The organism is Synechococcus sp. MVIR-18-1 (assembly GCF_014279835.1).
Classification (GTDB): Bacteria; Cyanobacteriota; Cyanobacteriia; order PCC-6307; family Cyanobiaceae; genus Synechococcus_C.
This window is the reverse complement of sequence record NZ_CP047942.1, coordinates 825,044-844,571: the sequence shown is the minus strand read 5'-3', so window position 1 is coordinate 844,571 and position 19,528 is coordinate 825,044. Positions and strand designations below refer to the sequence as shown.

Here is a 19,528-nt window from a genome sequence, read left to right as displayed (position 1 = left end):
CTTTGCAAGAAGTGGCGTTCATTCGCCTGCTCGCCTCTTTTGGAGCGGGTGGTGTCATCTATCTGACACCGATTGTGTTTCACCAGGCCAGCTTCACGGCAGTGCAAGTGAGTCAGGGGTTAGCGGCCTCTGCCTTAATCGGCACGGTGGCGAGGTTGCTGAGTGGTGTCTTGCTGGACCGCGGGCTGACCTGCTCATGGCCAGTCCGAGCGGCTGCCCTACTCGCCTTGATGGCGGATTTAGTGCTGTTTCAGGCCACAGGCTTCAACGGATACCTCGTTGGACAGTTGCTGATCGGTTTGGCGGCCGGCCTTTATTTCCCTGCGATTGAATTGGCCGTTCCCTTGAGCTGCAGCGGTTTCAATTCCAGCCGCGGTTACGCTCTCGCGCGCAGCGCAGACGCCTTAGGAGTCGCCACTGGCGCCTTACTTGGTGCGGTGCTGTCCTCCATGGAGATGATCAGGATGGTTTACGCGGTGGAGGCCGCGGCCGTATTGAGCATGCTCGTGGTGTTGTTGCTCACGCCGCTACCAGATGGACGGGCAGCGCTATTGCATGCCAGCGCCGCGACAACCAACAACCACAAACTCAAGGCTGAGTCGGCGCCGAACGGAGACACCAAGACAGAAGCGAAAGCCAACTCAGAGGCAGATTGGCGCTGGCTTCTGCCCCTCATTCCAGTGCTGGTTGTGAGCGTGATCGCCACTGGAATTGTGTCTCTAATGCAAAGCGCCCTCCCCCTCGACATGGTGCGAGGGGGACTGGCGCGCGCACCGCTCAGCGAAACGTCCAGCGGCGGCTTGATTGCTTGGCAGCTTCTTCTGTTGATGGTGCTTCAGTGGCCCATCGGCAACTGGGTTGCAAAGCGAAGTCTGCGTTTTGGCCTCGGCATGGGTCTGCTCGGATTCATTACTGGCTGCCTGCTTTTGGCTGGGTCCGCGCTTTGGTCGGGAGGCAGCAGCCTGATTGCGCTTGCGATGGTTCCGATCGCCTTTGGGGAGGCGGCTTTTTTACCTACTGCGGCAGAGGCCATGGTGGAAGAGACACCACTCCAACATCGCGGTTTAGCGATGGCCTTGTTCTCGCAGTGCTTTGCGATCAGTGCCATCGCAGCTCCTCTGCTTGCAGGTGTCCTTCTCGACCACCAGGGTCACGGCTTGGTGCTTTGGTTGTTGATGGCTGGCACCTGTTTAGCGGTGGTGCCCCTTTTAAAGGCCGTCCGTCCCCGCTACAAGCCAAATTTGAGTGCGAGTCCGATTGAGGAACCCTTAGATGCCACGAACCCGAGAACTGCTGCGCTCCATTAAAAATTTGCGCATCCTGCGCGAGATTGCTGTCACCGAAGGTGCACTCAATGGGGTGGGTGACCTGATCGACAACTTCCTCGACAGTGAGGCCATGGATGTTTCGATCGCGCGCTTTAAGGCCTTACCTGGCGGTGCCGAGATGATGGACCAGCGCTTCCCAGCCTTTCAACCAAACATTGAGACGCTGGAGTTGCTTCCGGAAGGAACACTGGGCTGGGCCTATGCGGGAATGATTCGCCGCTTGAATTACGACGCCGACTTTTTTCGTCCTCGAGACACGAGCACAGAAGCCCTTTGGCTCACCCAACGCATCGCTACCACCCATGACATCCATCACGTGATCGCTGGGCTCAACACCCAGGCGCAGGGGGAGTCTGCCGTGTTGGCGATCACCGCCACCCAGATTGGCTTCCCCGCTTATGTGCTGCTCAATCTTCTGGCGAGCTTTAAGGCTTTCCGTTTTCAACCCACTGACCACGAAGCGATCAGTCGCGCCATTGCGCACGGACAGCGCGTCGGCCTGCAGGCCAAGCCCCTCGTCTTACAGCGCTGGGAGGAAGGCTGGGAGAAACCGCTGAGCCAATGGAGAGAGGAACTGGGCATCCCGATGGCCACAGGCGAGACTTTCAGCGCAACCTATGCGTAAGCCGATGATGCCCCGCAAACATTTGCTCTGGATCAGCCTTGGTTTGATGCTGAGTCAGGCGATCCTTTGGAGTAGCGCACAAGCCCAGACCAACCAAACGTCCGAGCAAGACATGCGCCGAGCACTCGTGGGGCAATCGGCTTACGCAGCCTGCAAAGTGCTGCACGCGGACTACAGCCAAGAGCGTGCTGATCTCATCGTGGCCACAGCCATCAAAACAAACAAATGGGAGTCGCAAAAAGACTGGCTAAAGTCTTCCCAAGCCACGCAAACCATCCAGCTGGTGAGTGAAGCGATGAATCAAGAGTGCACAGATTTCAACCAAAACAACGAAAAATTCGTTCCGGCTATGGAAGCCATTGAGGCTCTCTGAAAACAAATAAAATAGCTTTACTGCACACAAATTACCCCATAATCTAATCCTGAGAAATCCGCTTCTCTATTTTTACTACACAATCTTGGCCCCTAGATACAACAATAATAGTGCACATAGGCATTGCATCCATCTCCCGACTAACTACTCATTAGCCCCGCCACTAGCGGGAGTTTTTTATTGCTTACTGAAGAACAGCAAAGCTGAAACTGACCACTGAAGCCCTCCTCTGACACCAGAGGGAGGGAGGGTAAGTTCAATAGATTTTTATCAATGCAGCGTTCCTTGCGCCTGTCGTTATCGCTCAGCGGCGTTGCAGCACTCTCACTTTCAAACGTTGGCCTCCTGTCTGCTGCTGCTCAAGAAGCTGGAAGCGCAGATGATCTCGGGGTGATGAGCATCAGCCTTAAAGATCTGGTCAAGCCAACCATTGGCTTTCAAGGCGCACTGCAAGGCGCAGGAACACCCAACCAAGCCGGTATCGGCGGGTTCTTGCCACTGTCTGTTGGCGAGAACAGTGTGTTCTTCGCTGATGTACTGATCAATGCGAACTTTGCTGATTACGGCGGCTTCAGCAGCCTGATCAATACAGAAGTTGCTGGCACCACGATCAGCACCTCATCAAGGCTTGGTTATCGCTGGCTCAATGGTGACCGCTCTTGGATGTACGGGCTGAATACTGGTTATGACAGCAGGCCGATGAATACGGGAGGAACCGATACAGGCATCAATGTGAGCGGCACAGAAGAGAGTGCTTTCTTCCAGCAGGTTGCAGTCAATGCAGAAGCAGTCTCCAATGACTGGAACTTCAATGCCTATGCCTTGGTTCCTATTGGTGATACCGAGCAGAGGCTGAACTGGTATTACCAAGGCGGTGCATTGAACACCTACGGGCTTGATGTTGGCTATTTCATCACTCCAGTCGTTAATGCTTCTGTTGGTTATTACTACCAAAATGGTGATCTAGGAACAGCTAATGGTTCTGGCGTACTCGGACGTCTTGCGTATGAGATGACCAGTGGAGTAACAGCAGGGGTCAATATCTCCTACGACGAAGCATTCGATACAAGAGTTTCAGCTGATATTGAAGTTCGCTTTGGTGGACCAAGTACAACAGCAGCGACGAAGAAAAAGTGGGAGAATCCAACAATTAATGCGTTAACAGCATCACCCAAGAACAGGGCTGTCAGAGTACATGACGTGAGATGTACTAAGGGCGTGTGTAAAATGTATTGGGACACGTTAAGGTGTCATAATCCAAGCTACAGCCGGTGGCAAGGTCATGGGCAAAGCGGATGGAATGGAAATCCCAATGATTGCGTTCCGGTGTATGGCAACGAATGCAGTGTTCTTCAGGAAATGTTTTACTGTACGGGTCAGGGAGTGATAGGCGGACGAACTTTTGGCGCGAATGCGAAGGGTGTGGCGGGTGAGCTTGGAGCATTGGACGTAGTAGTAGATGCAGCTAAATAATAAATAGCGTTGCCAACCAAGCCTCTGCCATGACAGCGTCTTTTTATTTCTTTGATCACTGCTTGATCACGCCTAAATGCCATCCGATACCTGGAACGATTGAGCAGAAAATAGATAAAACGAGATCTCTAAAATAAGGGTGTCAGCTAGGGACATTGCACCCAGCAGCCCGCCACGAACGGTAAATTTGTAGCTTTTGATACACCAAAGCTGGAACTGCCTACTGCAGCGGGCAACAGCAGCACAAGCAAGCCATTCTGCGCTCAATAGATCCTTATCAATGCAGAGTTCCTTGCGGGTGTCGTTATCGCTGAGTGGTGTTGCTGCACTGGCACTCTCTAACGGCGCTCTTTTGCCTGTTGCTGCTCAAGACGTTGGCAGCGCAGATGATCTCGGGGTGATGGAGATCAACCTCAAGGATGCAGTCAAGTTCAACTGGGGATTTCAAGGGGCACTACAAGGAGCAGGCACACCAAATCAAGCAGGCATTGGTGGGTTCCTTCCAATCGCTGTAGGCGAGAACAGTGTGTTCTTTGCTGATGTACTGCTCAATGCCAACTTTGCTGATTACGGCGGCAACAGCAGCATCGTCAATACAGAAGTTGCTGGTACAACAATCAGCACCTCATCAAGGCTTGGGTATCGCTGGCTGAATAGTGATCGCAGCTGGATGTATGGCGTGAATGGCGGCTATGACAGCAGGCCGATGAATACAGGTAATGCAGAATCAGGTGTCACGCTCTACGACAAGGAAAGTGCTTTTTTCCAGCAGATTGCAGCAGGTTTAGAAGCAGTCTCTGATACCTGGAACTTCAATGCTTATGCCTTGATTCCTGTTGGTGATACAGAGCAGCGCCTCAATGCGCGTTATCTCGGTGGGGCGCTTGATACCTATGGCCTTGATGTTGGGTATTTCATCACCCCTGAACTCAATGCCTCTGTTGGTTATTACTACCAAAGCGGTGATCTAGGAACAGCAGATGGATCAGGCGTGCAGGTGGAGCTGGATTATCAGATCGCTTATGGATTAACTGCTGGCATCAATGTTTCCTATGACGAAGCTTTTGAAACCAGAGTGTCAGGCAACATTGAGTATCGCTTTGGTAGCAATAGTTCAGCTGCAGAAACCAAGAAAAAAGCATGGCAAAAGCCAACCATTCAAGCCTTATCTGCAAGCGTTAAAAACAGGAATATCCGCGTTCATGATGCAGCAGATCCAGATGCGGTGTGCAAGATATTTAATGAATTGGATGGTAAACCAGTACGGCACAACGATCCGGGTAGTAGGGCTTCAACAGCAGGAAGTAGTGGAACGAACCTAAGTTTTTGGAAAGCGAGCCAACGCGCACGCGGGGTTCGTTCTGACCTCCACTGTAACCCAGGTAACCCAAGTAAGACATCGTTCTATGGTGGCGGCTGGGAACGTTGCCGCAAGAGTACGGGCCCAACCCCGACATGTTATTGATGGTTCAATACCTGGCACGATTGAGCTGAAATTAGATAAAACGAGATCGCTAAAATAAGGGTGTCAGCTAGGTATATTGCAGCGCGCCACAAGCGGAGTTTTTATTGCAGCGGGGAATGCTTCAAGCAGTTGCCACTTACCAATGACCCTCGACACTCAGATGAAGTGAAGCTGGTTTAGCTAGGACTCGTCTGTGTCGTTTTGATTGCTCTTTCTCTGGACATCGGAACTTTCTCAACGAGCCAAAGACCTTGATCAGCTGATCGGATAAAAATAATGCCACCAGTCATCAGCCTAAATAAGAAATTGTTTTCTTAAGCAATAAAGATGAATTGCGATATATGGTTTAGACAGGATAATTGCCTAAATAAGCATGCATCGTTTTTGGATTAGCTTTGTCGCTTTTTCTCTAGCCACTGTCAATGCAAGTGTTGGACTGCCAGCTATGGCTGAATCCGGCACGGATTGCGAGTCAGAGATTGGTTCTCCTCCTGGTTTTAAGGAAATCCAAACAGGCTCACTCAAGGGGTATATGAAGGGCTATCTCAAGCCTGACTCCCTGCCCGATTCCCTAAAGCTTTTAGCTGCTCCACCGAAAAAAAATTCTGCTGCCTACGCCCTTGATGTTGCGACAGCAGAAGATAATTTGCCTCTCCAAGGTAGTTCACGTTGGGACCTAGCTACACGTGATGCGGATCTTGATTTTCCTACCGCCTCTGGCATCTATTCATGTGCCTTGGGGATTCAGATCACCCAGGAAGATACACCTAAGCTCTATATCCTCCTCAGACGTTCATTAACTGATGCGGGTTTAGCTACCTATCGCGCCAAAAACCATTATCAACGACCTCGGCCTTTCACTCAAAATGGAAAACCGGTTTGCACTCCAGAAATTGAGAACGCTCTGAGAGAAGACGGTTCATACCCTTCAGGTCATACCTCGGTTGGCTGGGCATGGGCTCTTATTCTCAGCGAGATAGCGCCTGAGAGGCAGGACCAGATCTTGGCTCGCGGTATTACTTACGGTGAAAGCAGAAATGTTTGCAATGTTCACTGGGAAAGTGATGTCCAGGCAGGATTTGTAATGGGTTCAGCGACGGTGGCACAGCTCCACAGCGATTCTGTTTTCAGAGCTGATCTTCGTGCTGCTGCATTAGAAGTGAAATCACTGCGAACAGGTGACCGACTACTTAATCCGAACTGTACCCAAGAGCAGGAAGCCTTGAACCGCTGATCGTTTTGTTTAGGCAACTAACTTCTAAGGGCTAGAGATTAATCATCTATTCGCCGAAAAGGCTGCCAAATTACACCCAAGCATCAACTGATAGCAAGTGGTAGCTAATGTTCAATCCCGCCACGAGCGGGGTTTTTTATTGCCTACTGAATAGCAGCAAAGCTGAAACTGCCTACTGCAGCTCTCATCTGCCATCAAAGCGAGGCATTCTGCGCTTAATAGATCCCATCCTTATCAATGCAGCGTTCACTGCGCCTGTCGTTATCGCTGAGCGGAGCTGCCGCACTCGCAATCGCTAACAGTGCACTGCTGTCTGCTGCTGCTCAAGAGACAGGTGGCGCAGATGATCTAGGGGTGATGGAGATCAACCTCAAGGATGCAGTCAAGTTCAACTGGGGTTTTCAAGGCGCACTACAAGGAGCAGGAACACCAAATCAAGCAGGCATTGGTGGGTTCCTTCCAATCGCTGTAGGCGAGAACAGTGTGTTCTTTGCTGATGTACTGCTCAATGCGAACTTTGCTGATTACGGCAATGACAGCAGCATCATCAACACCACTGTTGCTGGCACCACGATCAGCACCTCCTCAAGGCTTGGTTATCGCTGGCTGAACAGCGACCGCAGCTGGATGTATGGGCTGAACGGCGGCTATGACAGCAGGCCGATGAATACAGGCAATGCTGAAACAGGTGTCACGCTCTACGACAAGGAAAGTGCTTTTTTCCAGCAGATTGCAGCAGGTTTAGAAGCAGTATCAGATAGCTGGAACTTCAATGCCTATGCCTTAATCCCTGTTGGTGATACAGAGCAGCAGCTAAATAGAGCCTTTCAAGGCGGGGCGCTTGATACCTATGGGCTTGATGTTGGTTATGCAATCACTCCAGAGTGGGATGCCTCAATTGGTTATTACTACCAAAGCGGTGATCTAGGAGAAGCAGATGGTTCTGGCGTGCAGGTTGAGCTGGATTATCAGATCGCTTATGGATTAACTGCTGGGATCAATGTTTCCTATGACGAAGCGTTTGAAACCAGAGTGTCAGGCAACATTGAGTATCGCTTTGGTAGCAATAGTTCAGCTGCAGAAACGAAGAAAAAAGCATGGCAAAAGCCAACGATTCAAGCCTTATCTGAAAGCGTTAAAAACAGGAATATCCGCGTTCATGATGCAGCAGTTTCATGCAAAGTGTTTGATCCGCGCAATGGTAAATTGATAAGGTCGGTACCCCGTTCTGGAGCTTCGGTCGGTACCCCGACTGACCGGTTCGGAACGGCTGCAACCTCGGTTTTTTCAACGGCTGCCAACCGCAAGCTAGCCCTGGCACATTGTAGCCCTGGCGCAAAAGATGCAACCGCTAACGGCTGGGAACCCGTTAAGAACCCGTGAGTACTTGAGTACAAGCCCATCTAGGATTTGATATGTCATCAAAACTCTCATAAAAGCAGCTAATTGATGGTTCAATACCTGGCACGATCTAAGCTTAGGGTTGGCTTGCTTAGGATATTATATTTAATATTTAAGTTGCATTAGAGCCTAGGCATAGTAAATACTGCTTTCGCATTTAGTTCTGCTAGTAATGTAGGTATTGACTCTATTATTGTGTGATTAATCGCGAAATAATTGATTAAAGCAGCATTCTTGAATCACCATCACGGATGCCATTTGCCCTTCTAAATCTCACCGCAACTTGATGCCAGCCTTCTGGAATTTGATTGAGTCTGATGTCAAAAGCAAAGGGTAGTTTCTGCTGCCCTGGTGAGACCCGGTTCTTCCTGCTTTGACTGCTTCTGCCTTTTTCAACCAGACGGTTCAGCATCCTTGAGCCCCAATGGCACCTAGAGCCGCCTTTGCTTTTGTGCCGGTAGTACTGGCAGAACCGTGCATATCGCCTGGAGCAACCCTTAAGGCTTGATGCCAATTGCAGAAAGCTTGGGTGCCACTCACTGATGCCATCACATTCCAATCTTCCGTAATGCCCGTAATTGGAATAGGGGTCATAGAAGCCCTTTCGTACTCCTGCTGCTTTGGGATTGGCATGGATGTAGCGCAATGTATTCAGCACTCGCCTGTGATCTTTTGGAGCAATGGCAGTGGCGTAATACCTGGCTTCCCAAAAATGCCCGCAACGTCCAGAAAGACGATTCAAAGCCATGGCTGAATACCAGCCAATCCAATGCATCAGCTTTGGCAATTCACTTGCATCATCAGGACGCAGAAGCAGATGCAGGTGATTAGCCATCAGGCACACCGCATACAACTTGTGTGGCACCCTCTGCTTGGCTTTAGCGAGCACAGCTAACAGAACATCACGTCTCAAGCCTTGGGCAATTAGAAACTGACGGCTATTGCACCTGAGCGTGAGGTGAAAGGAATGTCCTGCTGGCAGATAGCGCGGTTGACGTGCCATGTCCTAACCGATTTCTATGCCATTATTGACAAGATGCTAATGACGAGTTTTAAAAGTTAAATGGTAAGTGGCACCAAACGCTTTAAGCAGCATCACCAAGCTGTTTGCACTGAACTCGATGGCGATGTAGCTTTATTTCAAAGCAATACCTGCGACTATCTTGTTCTTAACGAGACAGGCTCAGCTATTTGGAATGCACTAAAGACACAGCCAACACTGCCTGAACTCTGCAAGAATTTACAGGAGGAATATGAAGTCACTTCAGATGAATGCAAGTCCGCTATCGAAACTTGGCTGGAAGCTGCCTTGGAGAAGAAAGTGATTGCCGTGGTTGAGGACTAAAATGAGAAATGTGTTTTGAGCTTTCTTGCCCAAATTTCACCGCCAAGTTGATTCCCTCCAAGCATTTGGAAGCCAAGGCGTGCAAAATAACGGCGCATGGATGCTTTCTGCAAGCCAGGATTAATGTTTTCGGCTAGTAATACTTTTGCTCGATGATCACGCTTCTCTACTTCACGATCAAACCCTTGAAGGAATGCTCTAAAGAGCTGATTTGCCAGACGTGGATTCCTGGATTCTGGAATTACATACATGCGTTGAAAGTAGGCATGGCTTCCGAGATCTCGGGAAGTCTCTAGCTCTCTCAATACGACAAATACAACGCCGTTAATTGCGCCTGACTGATCACGTGAGATTGCGGCAGGCTGTCGCGATATGGGCTTTTTAAGTAGACCCATGCGTTTTTGGTTATTGCTTAGTGTTGCTCGAAACGACTTCAATTCTTCTTGATGTGGCTTGCCATACTGGCTCCAAAAAGCCTTCAATTCGCTTCTGAGCTGATCACTCACCTCTCCAAATACAAATTCAATTCGAGGATCAGTCAACGTCTGGCCCTTCGTATTCAAAGCGATTCATCGCTTCAGACAACCCATTTGCTAGTCGCTTTCGCTGCTCAATTGAAAGTTGTTCTGCTCCTTCTCCTGTCCGACCTGAGCGGAAGAACCGCTCACAACCGGCAGGTTTTTCTGCAAAGCCATCAACATCTTCCTCAAGCTTCTTGAGTCGATCAATGGAGGTATTTTCCAAAGCCTGATCAATGAGTTTCGAGTCAGTAGGAAGCCCTAAAAAGGTTGCTAATTTGGTGAATGTTTCTGATCCTTTTGCTAGCATGTCTTCATAGCGCATGATCAAAACTGGTAGCTGAGTTTGATCAGCCCATGAGCGCACATGTTGATCCCAGCGGCCCATGTGTTGGCGTACTTGATGGCCGCCAAAGCGTTCCCCTGGCACCAGTGCTGCACTTGGATCAAGCAAGGAATCAACGCATCGATCCAACGGCCATGAGAAGAAGTGACTGAGTGATACGACTACATCTTCCGGGTGGCGCAGGATATAAACAACACCAGAGCAGCATGTTGTACTCACCACCGGGCGTCCACGGGAATCAGGAGATTTAAAGGCATCATGCACTTTGTGAAAGCGCTCTCCTTCTGCGAATAGCCATGCACTGGCACCAGCACGTCCGCGCAACGGATCAAGTTCACTAAAACTTAGATCGCAACTATTGATTCCTAATTGATCGTCTAGCCAAAGCCTGGATGAGGCAATCGCTCCAGTTTCAATATCTTGATTAAGGTTTAATTCTTCTCCAGGATTCTCTCCTGCCAGTCTCATCAATTCAGTAATAAAAACCCGGCACCAGGTGTTGCCTGATTTTGGATACGAGGCTAGATACCAGTAGCTGTGATCTTCAGTCATTGCTTGCGTCCTCTTCTTTGCTCTTTTTGCGCTGTTGCATCGATTCGGGTTGCATGAGGTCCACCTCCTTCAGGCTTTCGGCCATTGCTTTGATTCCATCTGGAACGATCAAGGCATGCAATGGCACCGTTCGAGCTAGTGCAGCTGCCTGCATAAATAGCTGCGCTTCTGCATCCATGCCTCGATACATCCTGGCGTGAAAGGCTTGGTTGCGCAGGCGCATTAAGGCATTTGTTTGTGAGAAATTTCGTGAAGCCTTAAGAGATACTTTTTCCATTTCATCTCCTGCCTCATCGGCATCCTCCTCTTTACCTGAATCTTCTTTGGCGCGATTTAAGGCATAGATCAGCCGTAATGGTGTTGGCTGTGGCATGCAAGTTAACTCTTCAGCTAGCAATGCATATCGCTTAAGTCCCTTTCTTACAGGTTGTAGCTGTGCATAATCCAATTCCAAGGTCATAGCAGCGTCGTACCAGAGCTTGAGTTGATGCATCCCTGGCTGAACTATCCCATCACTGCCAACGGCAACTAGCTCACTACTGAGTAAGTGCCAACCTTCTTGGATTAAACACCAGGCCAGGGTGGACTTTCCTGCAGCTGGATGCCCTAACAGCAGAATCGCCTCTCCGTCACGCTCCAGAGCTGTTCCATGCAAAACCAACGCGCCACGCTGGATCGCTAGGGCTCCAAGCCCACTGGTTACAGCAAACGTTCGGATGTCGCGGTCGCTGACGCTGTCATCCCAACGTTGCCATTCCAAACGCTCACCACCAGTGGCACGAAACCAGCCAATGCCTTCCAGTTCTAAGCGCCAATCTTGAGGTGCAAGCCGCAGTGTTGGCGTGCTGTGAGGGCTCGGCTCAAGGCTGGGCCATTGCCCATGATCTCCCTGTTGGATCTGCACCAACGAATCACAGGCTGAATCGGAAGCTTGCAGCTCTGGCAAAACCAAATCACTGCTGATCTCTGCCCCGAGGGCGCAATAGCGATGAGGTTTGATCAACGAAATAGTGAGTTTGCATGGAGTCTCTCGTGATTTGACCTGAGCTGGCAAGAAATCACTGAAATGCCACTTGATCAAGGAGACGAGTTTTCTCTCACCCCGCTTACTCAAGTGGCTGTGGAGCTAAGGAAGACACCAGCGGAAGCGTTATCGAGATTGATGGCAAAAGAGTTTCTCCGCCGAAAAGGTGGCGAAGAGTTCTTCTGTATGTATGGGGTGGGGCGATAGTCAAAAAATTACCCTCAAAATTATTTTTCAATTGCAGGCAATCACTTGCAATAGACTGCATTAAACCTAAAGATTAATTTTCGGAGCAAGCATGTCCGCAGTATATGCAAAGCTCAAGAAAATATCAACTCTCCGACCCTGTAATCACAAATAAGCACAACAAAATTTTTAAATTACTAATTTAATATTAAACATTGAACAAAAACTCCATCACATCTCCTTCATCGACGAGATAATCCTTGCCTTCACTACGCAACCAGCCCTTATTCCGAGCCTCTGAAAGTGAGCCAGCCTCCAGCAACTTCTCCCAACCAATGGTTTGCGCACGGATGAATCCACGCTCAAAATCAGTGTGAATCACCCCTGCTGTTTGCGGTGCAGTCATCCCGGCACGGAAGGTCCAAGCGCGTGTTTCTTTTTCACCCGTCGTGAAGTAAGTACGTAAACCCAAGAGTCGATAGGTGGCACGAATGAGACTGCGCAAGCCTCCTTCACTCACACCAAGACCCTGCAAATAATCAGCACATTCTTCTTCGCCCAACTCAACCAACTCGGCCTCCACCTGCGCTGAAATGCGCACGGACTCAGCACCTTCTTTCTCGGCAAGGGCCGCAACTTCTTCGCAGTAGCCATTGCCCGCAGCCAAATCGTCTTCGCTCACATTGGTGGCGTAAATGATCGGCTTAGCGGTGAGCAGTCCGAGCGGTTTGATCATCAGCGCTTCTTCATCCGTCAACTCGATACTGCGTGCGGCACCACCGGCTTCGAGCACCTCTTGGATGCGCGCAAGAGCCTCATCTTCCACCTGAGCTTCCTTGCTCGTACGCATTTGCTTCTTCAGCCGCTCACGCCGCTTCTCGATCTGAGAAAGATCGGCCAAGCCAAGTTCAAGATTGATCACCTCGGCATCGCGTGCAGGACCCACCGACCCAGACACGTGAATCACATCGTCGTCTTCAAAGCAACGCACCACGTGAACAATCGCGTCGACCTCACGAATGTTGGAGAGGAACTTATTGCCCAAGCCTTCGCCTTGACTGGCACCCTTCACCAAACCGGCGATATCAACGAACTCCATCCGTGTAGGGATCAGCTCTTTGCTCTTGCTGAGGTCGGAGAGCTTCTGGAGGCGGTCATCGGGAACCGCCACCGTGCCCACATTCGGCTCAATCGTGCAGAACGGAAAGTTCGCAGCCTGAGCCTGCGCGTTAGCCACGAGGGCATTGAACAAGGTGGATTTGCCAACGTTGGGCAATCCGACGATTCCAGCTTTAAGCATGTAGGCAAATCTATCCACCGACCCTCAACTGCCCCTTCGCCCGGCAACCTCACTAAAAGCACGATTACGTATCAGCACCGTTACGGTAACGTGCAAATTTCCAACTGGTTCGTCGATTCTTCAGGACACAAGCGAGACTATGTGTGAAGTTCTGATACAGGCGCTGTCATGGTCAGCCAACAACGGCAAACCCCATTACTCGCCAAGGACCATGACTTGACCTCTCTTACTCGCCTCAGCGGAGATCGACGACGACGCAAACGCCTTGTCATCGCTGGCGTGGCTGCAGCAGTTGTGGGTGGCGGCAGTTTGATTTGGATGCTGACCAGCACCCGCAGCGGAGGTCGCGACCTATCCGACTACACCGTTCAAGCCACCCGCGGCTCGCTCCCTGGTGTGGTCACTGCTAGCGGCGAGTTAGAAGCGATTCGCCGCGTCAACGTGAGCCCAAGACGGCAAGGCTTGCTCGAAGCCTTGCTCGTTGACGAAGGAGCCCGCGTCGAGAAAGGGCAGGTGCTCGCCCGCATGGACCGGGGTGACTTTCAAGACCGTCTCGATGAACTCCAAGCTTTGGCACGTCAAGCCAAAGCCGACTACGAAGCCAAGGCTGCTGACTACAAACGACGTCGGACGTTATTTACCAGTGGCGTGATTAGCGCCGAAGACCGGGACGACTATCGAGCCCGCTACCTCAGCAGCAAAGCCAACTTTGAAGCGGCCCAGGAAAGAATCCAACAAAGAGACATAGAAGGAGGTGAACTGTTAATCAGAGCACCCTTCAGCGGAGTGATCACTGAGCGCTATGCCGAACCAGGCTCCTTTGTGACACCAACCACTGCTGCATCCTCCTCAGCAGGCGCCACCAGCTCCTCGATTGTTGAGCTCTCCGAGGGCCTTGAAGTCACGGCAAAAGTGCCCGAAAGCGATATCGGCCGGATCAAAATCGGGCAAGTCGCAAACGTTCGCGTTGATGCGTTCCCAGATCAAAGCTTTGCCGCTGAAGTTCGCGACATCGCACCACGCGCTGAGAAAACCAACAACGTGATCTCCTTTGAGGTGGAACTCACCCTTCTCAATCCACCTCCGATCCTGCGCATCGGCATGACGGCAGACGTGAACTTTCAAACCGGACGCACCGCCGCGAGCACCTTGGTCCCAACCGTGGCGATCGTGACGGAAGACGGCAAACCAGGGGTGTTGCTGGTGGGCAAGAACGATCAACCCACATTCAAGTCGATCGAACTTGGCGCTAGCGGCGGCAGCCAAAGTGCGATTCTCTCCGGAGTGGAACCGGGAACGCAGGTGTTCATCGACTTGCCGCCCTGGGCGAAACAACGCGACTAATCCTGACCACCCCTGCCGAAACCCATGAGCCCCACCTCCGATCAACCCCTGCTTCTGCTGGTGGACGGACACTCACTGGCGTTCCGCAGTTTTTACGCCTTCAGCAAAGGCGGTGAGGGTGGACTCAGCACCAAAGACGGAATTCCTACGAGCGTCACCTATGGATTCCTCAAGGCCCTTCTCGATAACTGCAAAGGGCTGAAGCCCAACAGCGTGACGATCGCCTTCGATACAGCTGAACCCACCTTCCGCCATAAGGCCGACCCAAACTACAAGGCCCATCGCGACGTCGCTCCCGACCACTTCTTCCAAGACCTGAGGCAGCTTCAAGAGATTCTGAAGACGCAGCTGCAACTTCCTCTCTGTCTGGCCCCGGGCTTTGAAGCCGACGATGTGCTCGGCACCCTGGCCAACCGCGCAGCAGCAGATGGATGGAGCGTGCGCATTCTGAGCGGTGATCGCGACCTCTTCCAACTGGTGGACGACAGCCGCAACATCGCTGTCCTTTATATGGGCGGCGGTCCCTATGCCAAAAGCAGTGGCCCCACCTTGATCGATGAAGCCGGCGTGCAAGCCAAGCTCGGCGTGGCTCCCACCAAGGTGGTTGAACTCAAGGCTCTCACTGGCGATAGCTCCGACAACATCCCTGGCGTGAAGGGAGTGGGTCCCAAAACAGCGATCAGCCTGCTGAAAGACAACGACGATCTCGATGGGGTGTACAGAGCCCTAGCCGAGGTGGAAGCAGAGGGTCCAAAAGCGAGTCGTGGCGCCATTAAAGGTGCACTGAAAGCCAAGCTTGCTAACGACAAAGACAATGCCTACCTGTCACGGCACCTGGCTGAAATTCTGGTGGACATTCCGCTACCAGAGGAGCCCAAACTCGACCTGGGCAGCGTTGATGGCGATGGCCTGAGTCAGCGCCTAGAGGAACTCGAGCTGAACAGCCTGATCCGTCAGGTCCCCAACTTTGTGGCCACCTTTTCCAGTGGTGGTTTAGCGGCTAACGCCCATCTCCTCGCCAAAGCAGAGGAGCCAGGCCCCGCCAAAGCTGAAGCCACAACATCAGCTCAACCATCAGGGCCCGAGGCGGCATCAGAGGCTGAATCTGAGGCAAAGTCCAGCCAAACCCAACCGGTCTTACATCCCGGGCTCGTTCAAACCCTTGATCAACTCAAGGCACTGTTAACGCAGTTAATGAACTGCCGTGATCCCCTAGCCCCCGTTGCCCTCGACACGGAAACCACCGATCTCAATCCATTCCGCGCTCAGCTCGTTGGCATTGGCGTTTGTTGGGGACCTAACACTGACGATTTGGCCTACATCCCGGTGAGTCATCGGGGCGATCCCAGCCCAGAGCAATTGCCACTGGAAACGGTGCTGCAAGCCTTTGCTCCTTGGTTGGCCAGTGGCGAGCACCCAAAAGCCCTTCAAAACGCCAAATACGACCGTTTGATTCTGTTGCGCCATGGCTTACCGCTTGCTGGTGTCGTCATGGACACCCTGCTGGCCGATTACCTCAGGGATGCGGCTGCGAAACATGGCCTGGATGTGATGGCCGAGCGGGATTACGGCATTCGTCCCACCCTGTTCAGTGATCTGGTGGGCAAAGCCAAAGACGGCAAGGCCAGTACGTTCTCCGAAGTTCCCCTGGAACAAGCCGCTCAGTACTGCGGCATGGATGTGCATCTCACCCGCAAACTGGCGATCGATCTCAACAAACAACTCGAGGACTTAGGCCCCCAACTTCCAAACTTGCTTAGCAATGTTGAGCTGCCCCTTGAACCCGTGCTGGCGGTGATGGAGGCCACAGGGATTCGCATCGACGTGCCCTACCTAGCGGGTCTCTCCTCAGAGATCGGTGCCACTCTCGAACAACTGGAATCGAAAGCAAAAGACGTTGCAGAGGTGGATTTCAACCTCGCCTCCCCGAAGCAACTCGGTGAACTGCTGTTCAACACCCTCGGGCTGGACCGCAAAAAATCACGTCGCACCAAAACCGGATACAGCACCGATGCCACCGTGCTCGAGAAGCTGGAACACGATCACCCCGTTGTGCCCCTGGTGCTTGAACATCGGGTGCTGAGCAAATTAAAGAGCACCTATGTGGATGCCTTGCCGCAACTAGTAGAAGCGGAAACCGGACGGGTCCACACCGATTTCAACCAGGCAGTGACCGCGACTGGCCGGCTGAGCAGCAGCAATCCCAACCTGCAGAACATTCCTGTTCGGACCGAATTTTCCAGAAGAATTCGTAAGGCCTTTCTGCCCCAAGACGGCTGGAAATTGCTCAGCGCTGATTATTCCCAAATCGAACTTCGCATCCTCACGCACCTATCCGGGGAAGAGGTCCTGCAACAGGCCTATCGCGATGGAGACGACGTGCATGCCCTTACCGCTCGCTTGCTTCTCGATAAAGACGAGGTCTCGTCAGACGAACGACGGCTAGGCAAAACCATCAATTTCGGCGTGATTTATGGCATGGGTGCCCAACGCTTTGCGCGCGAAACAGGTGTAAGTCAAAGCGAGGCCAAAGACTTTTTAAGCAAATACAAACAGCGCTATCCCAAGGTGTTCGCTTTCCTTGAACTTCAAGAACGTCTTGCCCTCAGTCAGGGCTATGTGGAAACCATTTTGGGACGCAGGCGTCCTTTCCACTTCGACCGAAATGGGCTCGGCCGCCTCAGCGGCATGGATCCACTCGAGATCAATTTAGAAGTGGCGCGACGCGGCGGGATGGAAGCGCAACAACTTCGAGCAGCGGCGAACGCTCCCATTCAGGGTTCCAGTGCCGACATCATCAAGCTGGCGATGGTGCAACTTCAAGCAGAGCTGGAAAGCAAACATTTGCCAGCCAGACTTCTTCTACAAGTGCATGATGAATTGGTATTAGAAGTTGACCCAACTGCACTTAATGACATTCAGCAACTTGTGGTGCAAACGATGGAAAAAGCCATACAGCTAAGCGTGCCACTTGTCGTAGAAACAGGCATTGGTGATAACTGGATGGACGCGAAATGAAAACCTCAAAAACAAAACAAAAGAGCAGCCATTGAGATTTAGCGACATCAAAAGCAGCGAATAAGCCTCACTTCAGCGACGAATCCACTTCAATCCACTTCTCTTAAGGATCAGTGGTCTGAGTTCAGCTAGCGGTCGGCGACGATCCAAGCCACCGGAGGAACGAAGAGGCATCGCCAGCACGGATCTAACATCGAAATAAGGCTTTTGATCTGCGTAGGCAGGCATCAGCCGCGATTTGATTCCCCTTTTTGAGCCTGATGTCTTCCCTGCGGTTTACCAACACCATCACCCGCCGCACGGAACCCTTTCTCCCACTTAAACCAGGAGAGGTCAGCATTTATTGCTGTGGGGTCACGGTCTATGACCTCTGCCATCTCGGTCATGCACGCAGCTATATCAACTGGGATGTTTTACGTCGCTATTTGATTTGGCGCGGCTACGTGGTGACGTTCGTTCAAAACTTCACCGACATCGACGACAAGATCCTCAAGCGCGCCGCTGAAGAATCCTCATCGATGGATGAGGTAAGCGAACGAAACATCGATGCTTTCCATCAAGACATGGATGCTCTGGGGATCTTGCGCCCTGACCGCATGCCCCGCGCCACCCGTTGTCTTGACAGCATCCGTGGCTTAATCGCAGAGCTTGAGGCCAAAGGTGCGGCCTACTCCGCAGATGGCGATGTTTACTTCGCCGTGATGAAGCACGCGGGCTACGGGAAGCTCAGCGGTCGAGACCTCAGTGATCAACAGGACAATGCTGCTGGTCGCGTCGCCGATGCAGAAGAAGCACGCAAGCGGCACCCCTTTGATTTCGCCCTTTGGAAACGCGCAAAAGTCGATGAGCCAAGCTTTCCATCCCCCTGGGGTGACGGACGCCCCGGATGGCACATCGAATGTTCGGCGATGGTTCGTGAAGAACTTGGCGACACCATCGACATCCATCTCGGAGGAGCCGATTTGGTGTTCCCCCATCATGAAAATGAAATCGCCCAGTCGGAAGCGGCTAATGGAACCGAACTAGCGCGGGTTTGGCTGCACAACGGCATGGTGAACGTGGGTGGAGAAAAGATGAGCAAATCACTCGGCAACTTCACCACTATTCGCGCACTTTTAGAAAGCGGACTCTCCCCGATGGCTCTGCGCCTCTTTGTGCTGCAGGCCCACTACCGCAAGCCCCTGGACTTCACCCCCGAGGCGCTAGAAGCAGCAACCACTGGGTGGAAAGGATTGAATGCGGCCCTCAAATTGGGGGAAAAGCATGCTGCTGCCTTGGGATGGGGCGATCAGACGGCCCTCAGCGTGGAAGCAGTTAGCGCTGGACTGAGTGCAACCGGCCCTTTTGAAGAGCTTGAGCAACGGTTCATGGCCGCCATGGACGATGACCTCAACAGCTCTGGTGCCTTAGCCGTGCTGTTTGATCTCGCCCGTCCACTCCGCGGTTTAGCTAATCGCCTAGATCGAGGCGACCAGCCTGACCAGCCAGCCAACGAGCTGAGCGAACAGCACACACGCTGGCTGGTGTTGCGCGAACTGGCCGCCGTTCTTGGTTTACGCAGCGAAACCAACGACTCCAAACCATCAGCCGACGGTTCCGTTGATGCACAAGCGGTTGAGCAGGCGATCGCCGATCGCAAAGCAGCGAAACAAGCGAAGAACTATCAAGAAGCCGATCGCATTCGCAAGGCCCTCAGTGACCAAGGCATTGAGCTAATCGATAAGCCAGGTGGACTCACCGATTGGAGAATGCTCTAACGCTGCTTTCCAGCCATCATCGCTTCAATCTTGCGAATGCGTTCCATGGTGGTGATCCATACCTCCAGACGGAAGTTTTGATCGCCAAGCTCAGGGTCAGTCGTATCCATCGCTTCGATACGGGCCTTGAGCGCATTGACCATCGCTTCAATATCCTCCTTGGCTTCGAATGCATCCCAAAGCTCCCGTTCCAACCGAGCCCGTTCAATAAAGTTCCAACGCTTGAGCCACAACATCAG

At 52.0% G+C, this 19,528-nt stretch carries 18 protein-coding genes; 11 read left to right on the top strand and 7 right to left on the bottom strand.

The genetic code is table 11. The features are described from left to right. Positions 1 to 11 precede the first annotated feature (11 nt). The 7 genes from SynMVIR181_RS04505 (at position 12) to SynMVIR181_RS04475 (ending at position 7,881) form a co-directional block, all read left to right on the top strand. Entirely contained in the window at positions 12 to 1,307 is a 1,296-nt protein-coding gene (locus SynMVIR181_RS04505; RefSeq protein ID WP_186590128.1) for an MFS transporter, read from the top strand. Then, positions 1,273 to 1,953, top strand: a complete 681-nt coding sequence (locus tag SynMVIR181_RS04500) for a Coq4 family protein (RefSeq protein WP_186590127.1) — start codon at positions 1,273 to 1,275, stop codon at positions 1,951 to 1,953. Before SynMVIR181_RS04505 ends, SynMVIR181_RS04500 begins: the two co-directional genes overlap by 35 nt. Further along, positions 1,946 to 2,326 carry a hypothetical protein gene (locus SynMVIR181_RS04495; protein ID WP_255444440.1) on the top strand — a complete coding sequence of 127 codons (381 nt, stop codon included), beginning with the start codon at positions 1,946 to 1,948 and terminating at the stop codon, positions 2,324 to 2,326. The genes SynMVIR181_RS04500 and SynMVIR181_RS04495 overlap by 8 nt, the downstream gene beginning before the upstream one ends. A gap of 273 nt (positions 2,327 to 2,599) precedes the next feature. Then, positions 2,600 to 3,799 carry a carbamoyl-phosphate synthase gene (locus SynMVIR181_RS04490; protein WP_255444439.1) on the top strand — a complete coding sequence of 400 codons (1,200 nt, stop codon included), beginning with the start codon at positions 2,600 to 2,602 and terminating at the stop codon, positions 3,797 to 3,799. Positions 3,800 to 4,079: 280 nt separating this feature from the next. Next, a complete protein-coding gene (locus SynMVIR181_RS04485; protein ID WP_255444438.1) occupies positions 4,080 to 5,264 on the top strand; it encodes a carbamoyl-phosphate synthase in 1,185 nt (394 codons plus the stop codon). A 373-nt stretch (positions 5,265 to 5,637) separates the two neighbouring features. Next, positions 5,638 to 6,498 carry a phosphatase PAP2 family protein gene (locus SynMVIR181_RS04480; RefSeq protein ID WP_186590126.1) on the top strand — a complete coding sequence of 287 codons (861 nt, stop codon included), beginning with the start codon at positions 5,638 to 5,640 and terminating at the stop codon, positions 6,496 to 6,498. A gap of 237 nt (positions 6,499 to 6,735) precedes the next feature. Continuing rightward, positions 6,736 to 7,881 (top strand): carbamoyl-phosphate synthase, encoded by a 1,146-nt coding sequence (locus SynMVIR181_RS04475; RefSeq protein ID WP_186590125.1) that lies wholly within the window; start codon positions 6,736 to 6,738, stop codon positions 7,879 to 7,881. A 238-nt stretch (positions 7,882 to 8,119) separates the two neighbouring features. Here the strand turns inward: SynMVIR181_RS04475 and SynMVIR181_RS04470 are convergent, their stop codons facing one another. Then, complete coding sequence (locus tag SynMVIR181_RS04470) at positions 8,120 to 8,902, bottom strand: transposase (RefSeq protein ID WP_186590124.1); 783 nt, start codon at positions 8,900 to 8,902, stop codon at positions 8,120 to 8,122. Between the two features lie 60 nt (positions 8,903 to 8,962). Between SynMVIR181_RS04470 and SynMVIR181_RS04465 the strand changes: the two genes are divergently transcribed. Continuing rightward, positions 8,963 to 9,244, top strand: coding sequence for a PqqD family protein (locus SynMVIR181_RS04465; RefSeq protein ID WP_186590123.1), 282 nt, complete (start codon positions 8,963 to 8,965; stop codon positions 9,242 to 9,244). Here SynMVIR181_RS04465 and SynMVIR181_RS04460 read toward each other — a convergent pair. From SynMVIR181_RS04460 to ychF, 4 genes are all read right to left on the bottom strand, one after another. Then, complete coding sequence (locus tag SynMVIR181_RS04460; protein ID WP_186590122.1) at positions 9,241 to 9,786, bottom strand: hypothetical protein; 546 nt, start codon at positions 9,784 to 9,786, stop codon at positions 9,241 to 9,243. The two genes, SynMVIR181_RS04465 and SynMVIR181_RS04460, sit on opposite strands and share 4 nt — an antisense overlap. After that, positions 9,779 to 10,660: a sulfotransferase domain-containing protein gene (locus SynMVIR181_RS04455; RefSeq protein ID WP_186590121.1), complete on the bottom strand. Its 882-nt coding sequence runs from the start codon at positions 10,658 to 10,660 to the stop codon at positions 9,779 to 9,781. The genes SynMVIR181_RS04460 and SynMVIR181_RS04455 overlap by 8 nt, the downstream gene beginning before the upstream one ends. Further along, positions 10,653 to 11,663 (bottom strand): hypothetical protein, encoded by a 1,011-nt coding sequence (locus SynMVIR181_RS04450; protein WP_186590120.1) that lies wholly within the window; start codon positions 11,661 to 11,663, stop codon positions 10,653 to 10,655. The genes SynMVIR181_RS04455 and SynMVIR181_RS04450 overlap by 8 nt, the downstream gene beginning before the upstream one ends. A 415-nt stretch (positions 11,664 to 12,078) precedes the next feature. Next, positions 12,079 to 13,170: a redox-regulated ATPase YchF gene (gene ychF / locus SynMVIR181_RS04445; RefSeq protein WP_186590505.1), complete on the bottom strand. Its 1,092-nt coding sequence runs from the start codon at positions 13,168 to 13,170 to the stop codon at positions 12,079 to 12,081. Between the two features lie 168 nt (positions 13,171 to 13,338). Between ychF and SynMVIR181_RS04440 the strand changes: the two genes are divergently transcribed. Together SynMVIR181_RS04440 and polA are read left to right on the top strand one after the other, a co-directional pair. Beyond that, entirely contained in the window at positions 13,339 to 14,514 is a 1,176-nt protein-coding gene (locus SynMVIR181_RS04440; RefSeq protein WP_186590119.1) for an efflux RND transporter periplasmic adaptor subunit, read from the top strand. Between the two features lie 24 nt (positions 14,515 to 14,538). Next, positions 14,539 to 17,532, top strand: coding sequence for a DNA polymerase I (gene polA, locus SynMVIR181_RS04435; RefSeq protein WP_186590118.1), 2,994 nt, complete (start codon positions 14,539 to 14,541; stop codon positions 17,530 to 17,532). Between the two features lie 72 nt (positions 17,533 to 17,604). Here the strand turns inward: polA and SynMVIR181_RS04430 are convergent, their stop codons facing one another. Next, positions 17,605 to 17,760, bottom strand: coding sequence for a hypothetical protein (locus SynMVIR181_RS04430; RefSeq protein WP_186590117.1), 156 nt, complete (start codon positions 17,758 to 17,760; stop codon positions 17,605 to 17,607). A gap of 32 nt (positions 17,761 to 17,792) precedes the next feature. On the opposite strand from SynMVIR181_RS04430, the gene cysS reads away from it, so the two are divergent. Further along, on the top strand, positions 17,793 to 19,289 hold the full coding sequence (cysS, locus tag SynMVIR181_RS04425; protein ID WP_186590116.1) for a cysteine--tRNA ligase: 1,497 nt from the start codon (positions 17,793 to 17,795) through the stop codon (positions 19,287 to 19,289). Here the strand turns inward: cysS and SynMVIR181_RS04420 are convergent. Next, positions 19,286 to 19,525 (bottom strand): hypothetical protein, encoded by a 240-nt coding sequence (locus tag SynMVIR181_RS04420; RefSeq protein ID WP_186525465.1) that lies wholly within the window; start codon positions 19,523 to 19,525, stop codon positions 19,286 to 19,288. The two genes, cysS and SynMVIR181_RS04420, sit on opposite strands and share 4 nt — an antisense overlap. Positions 19,526 to 19,528: the final 3 nt, after the last annotated feature.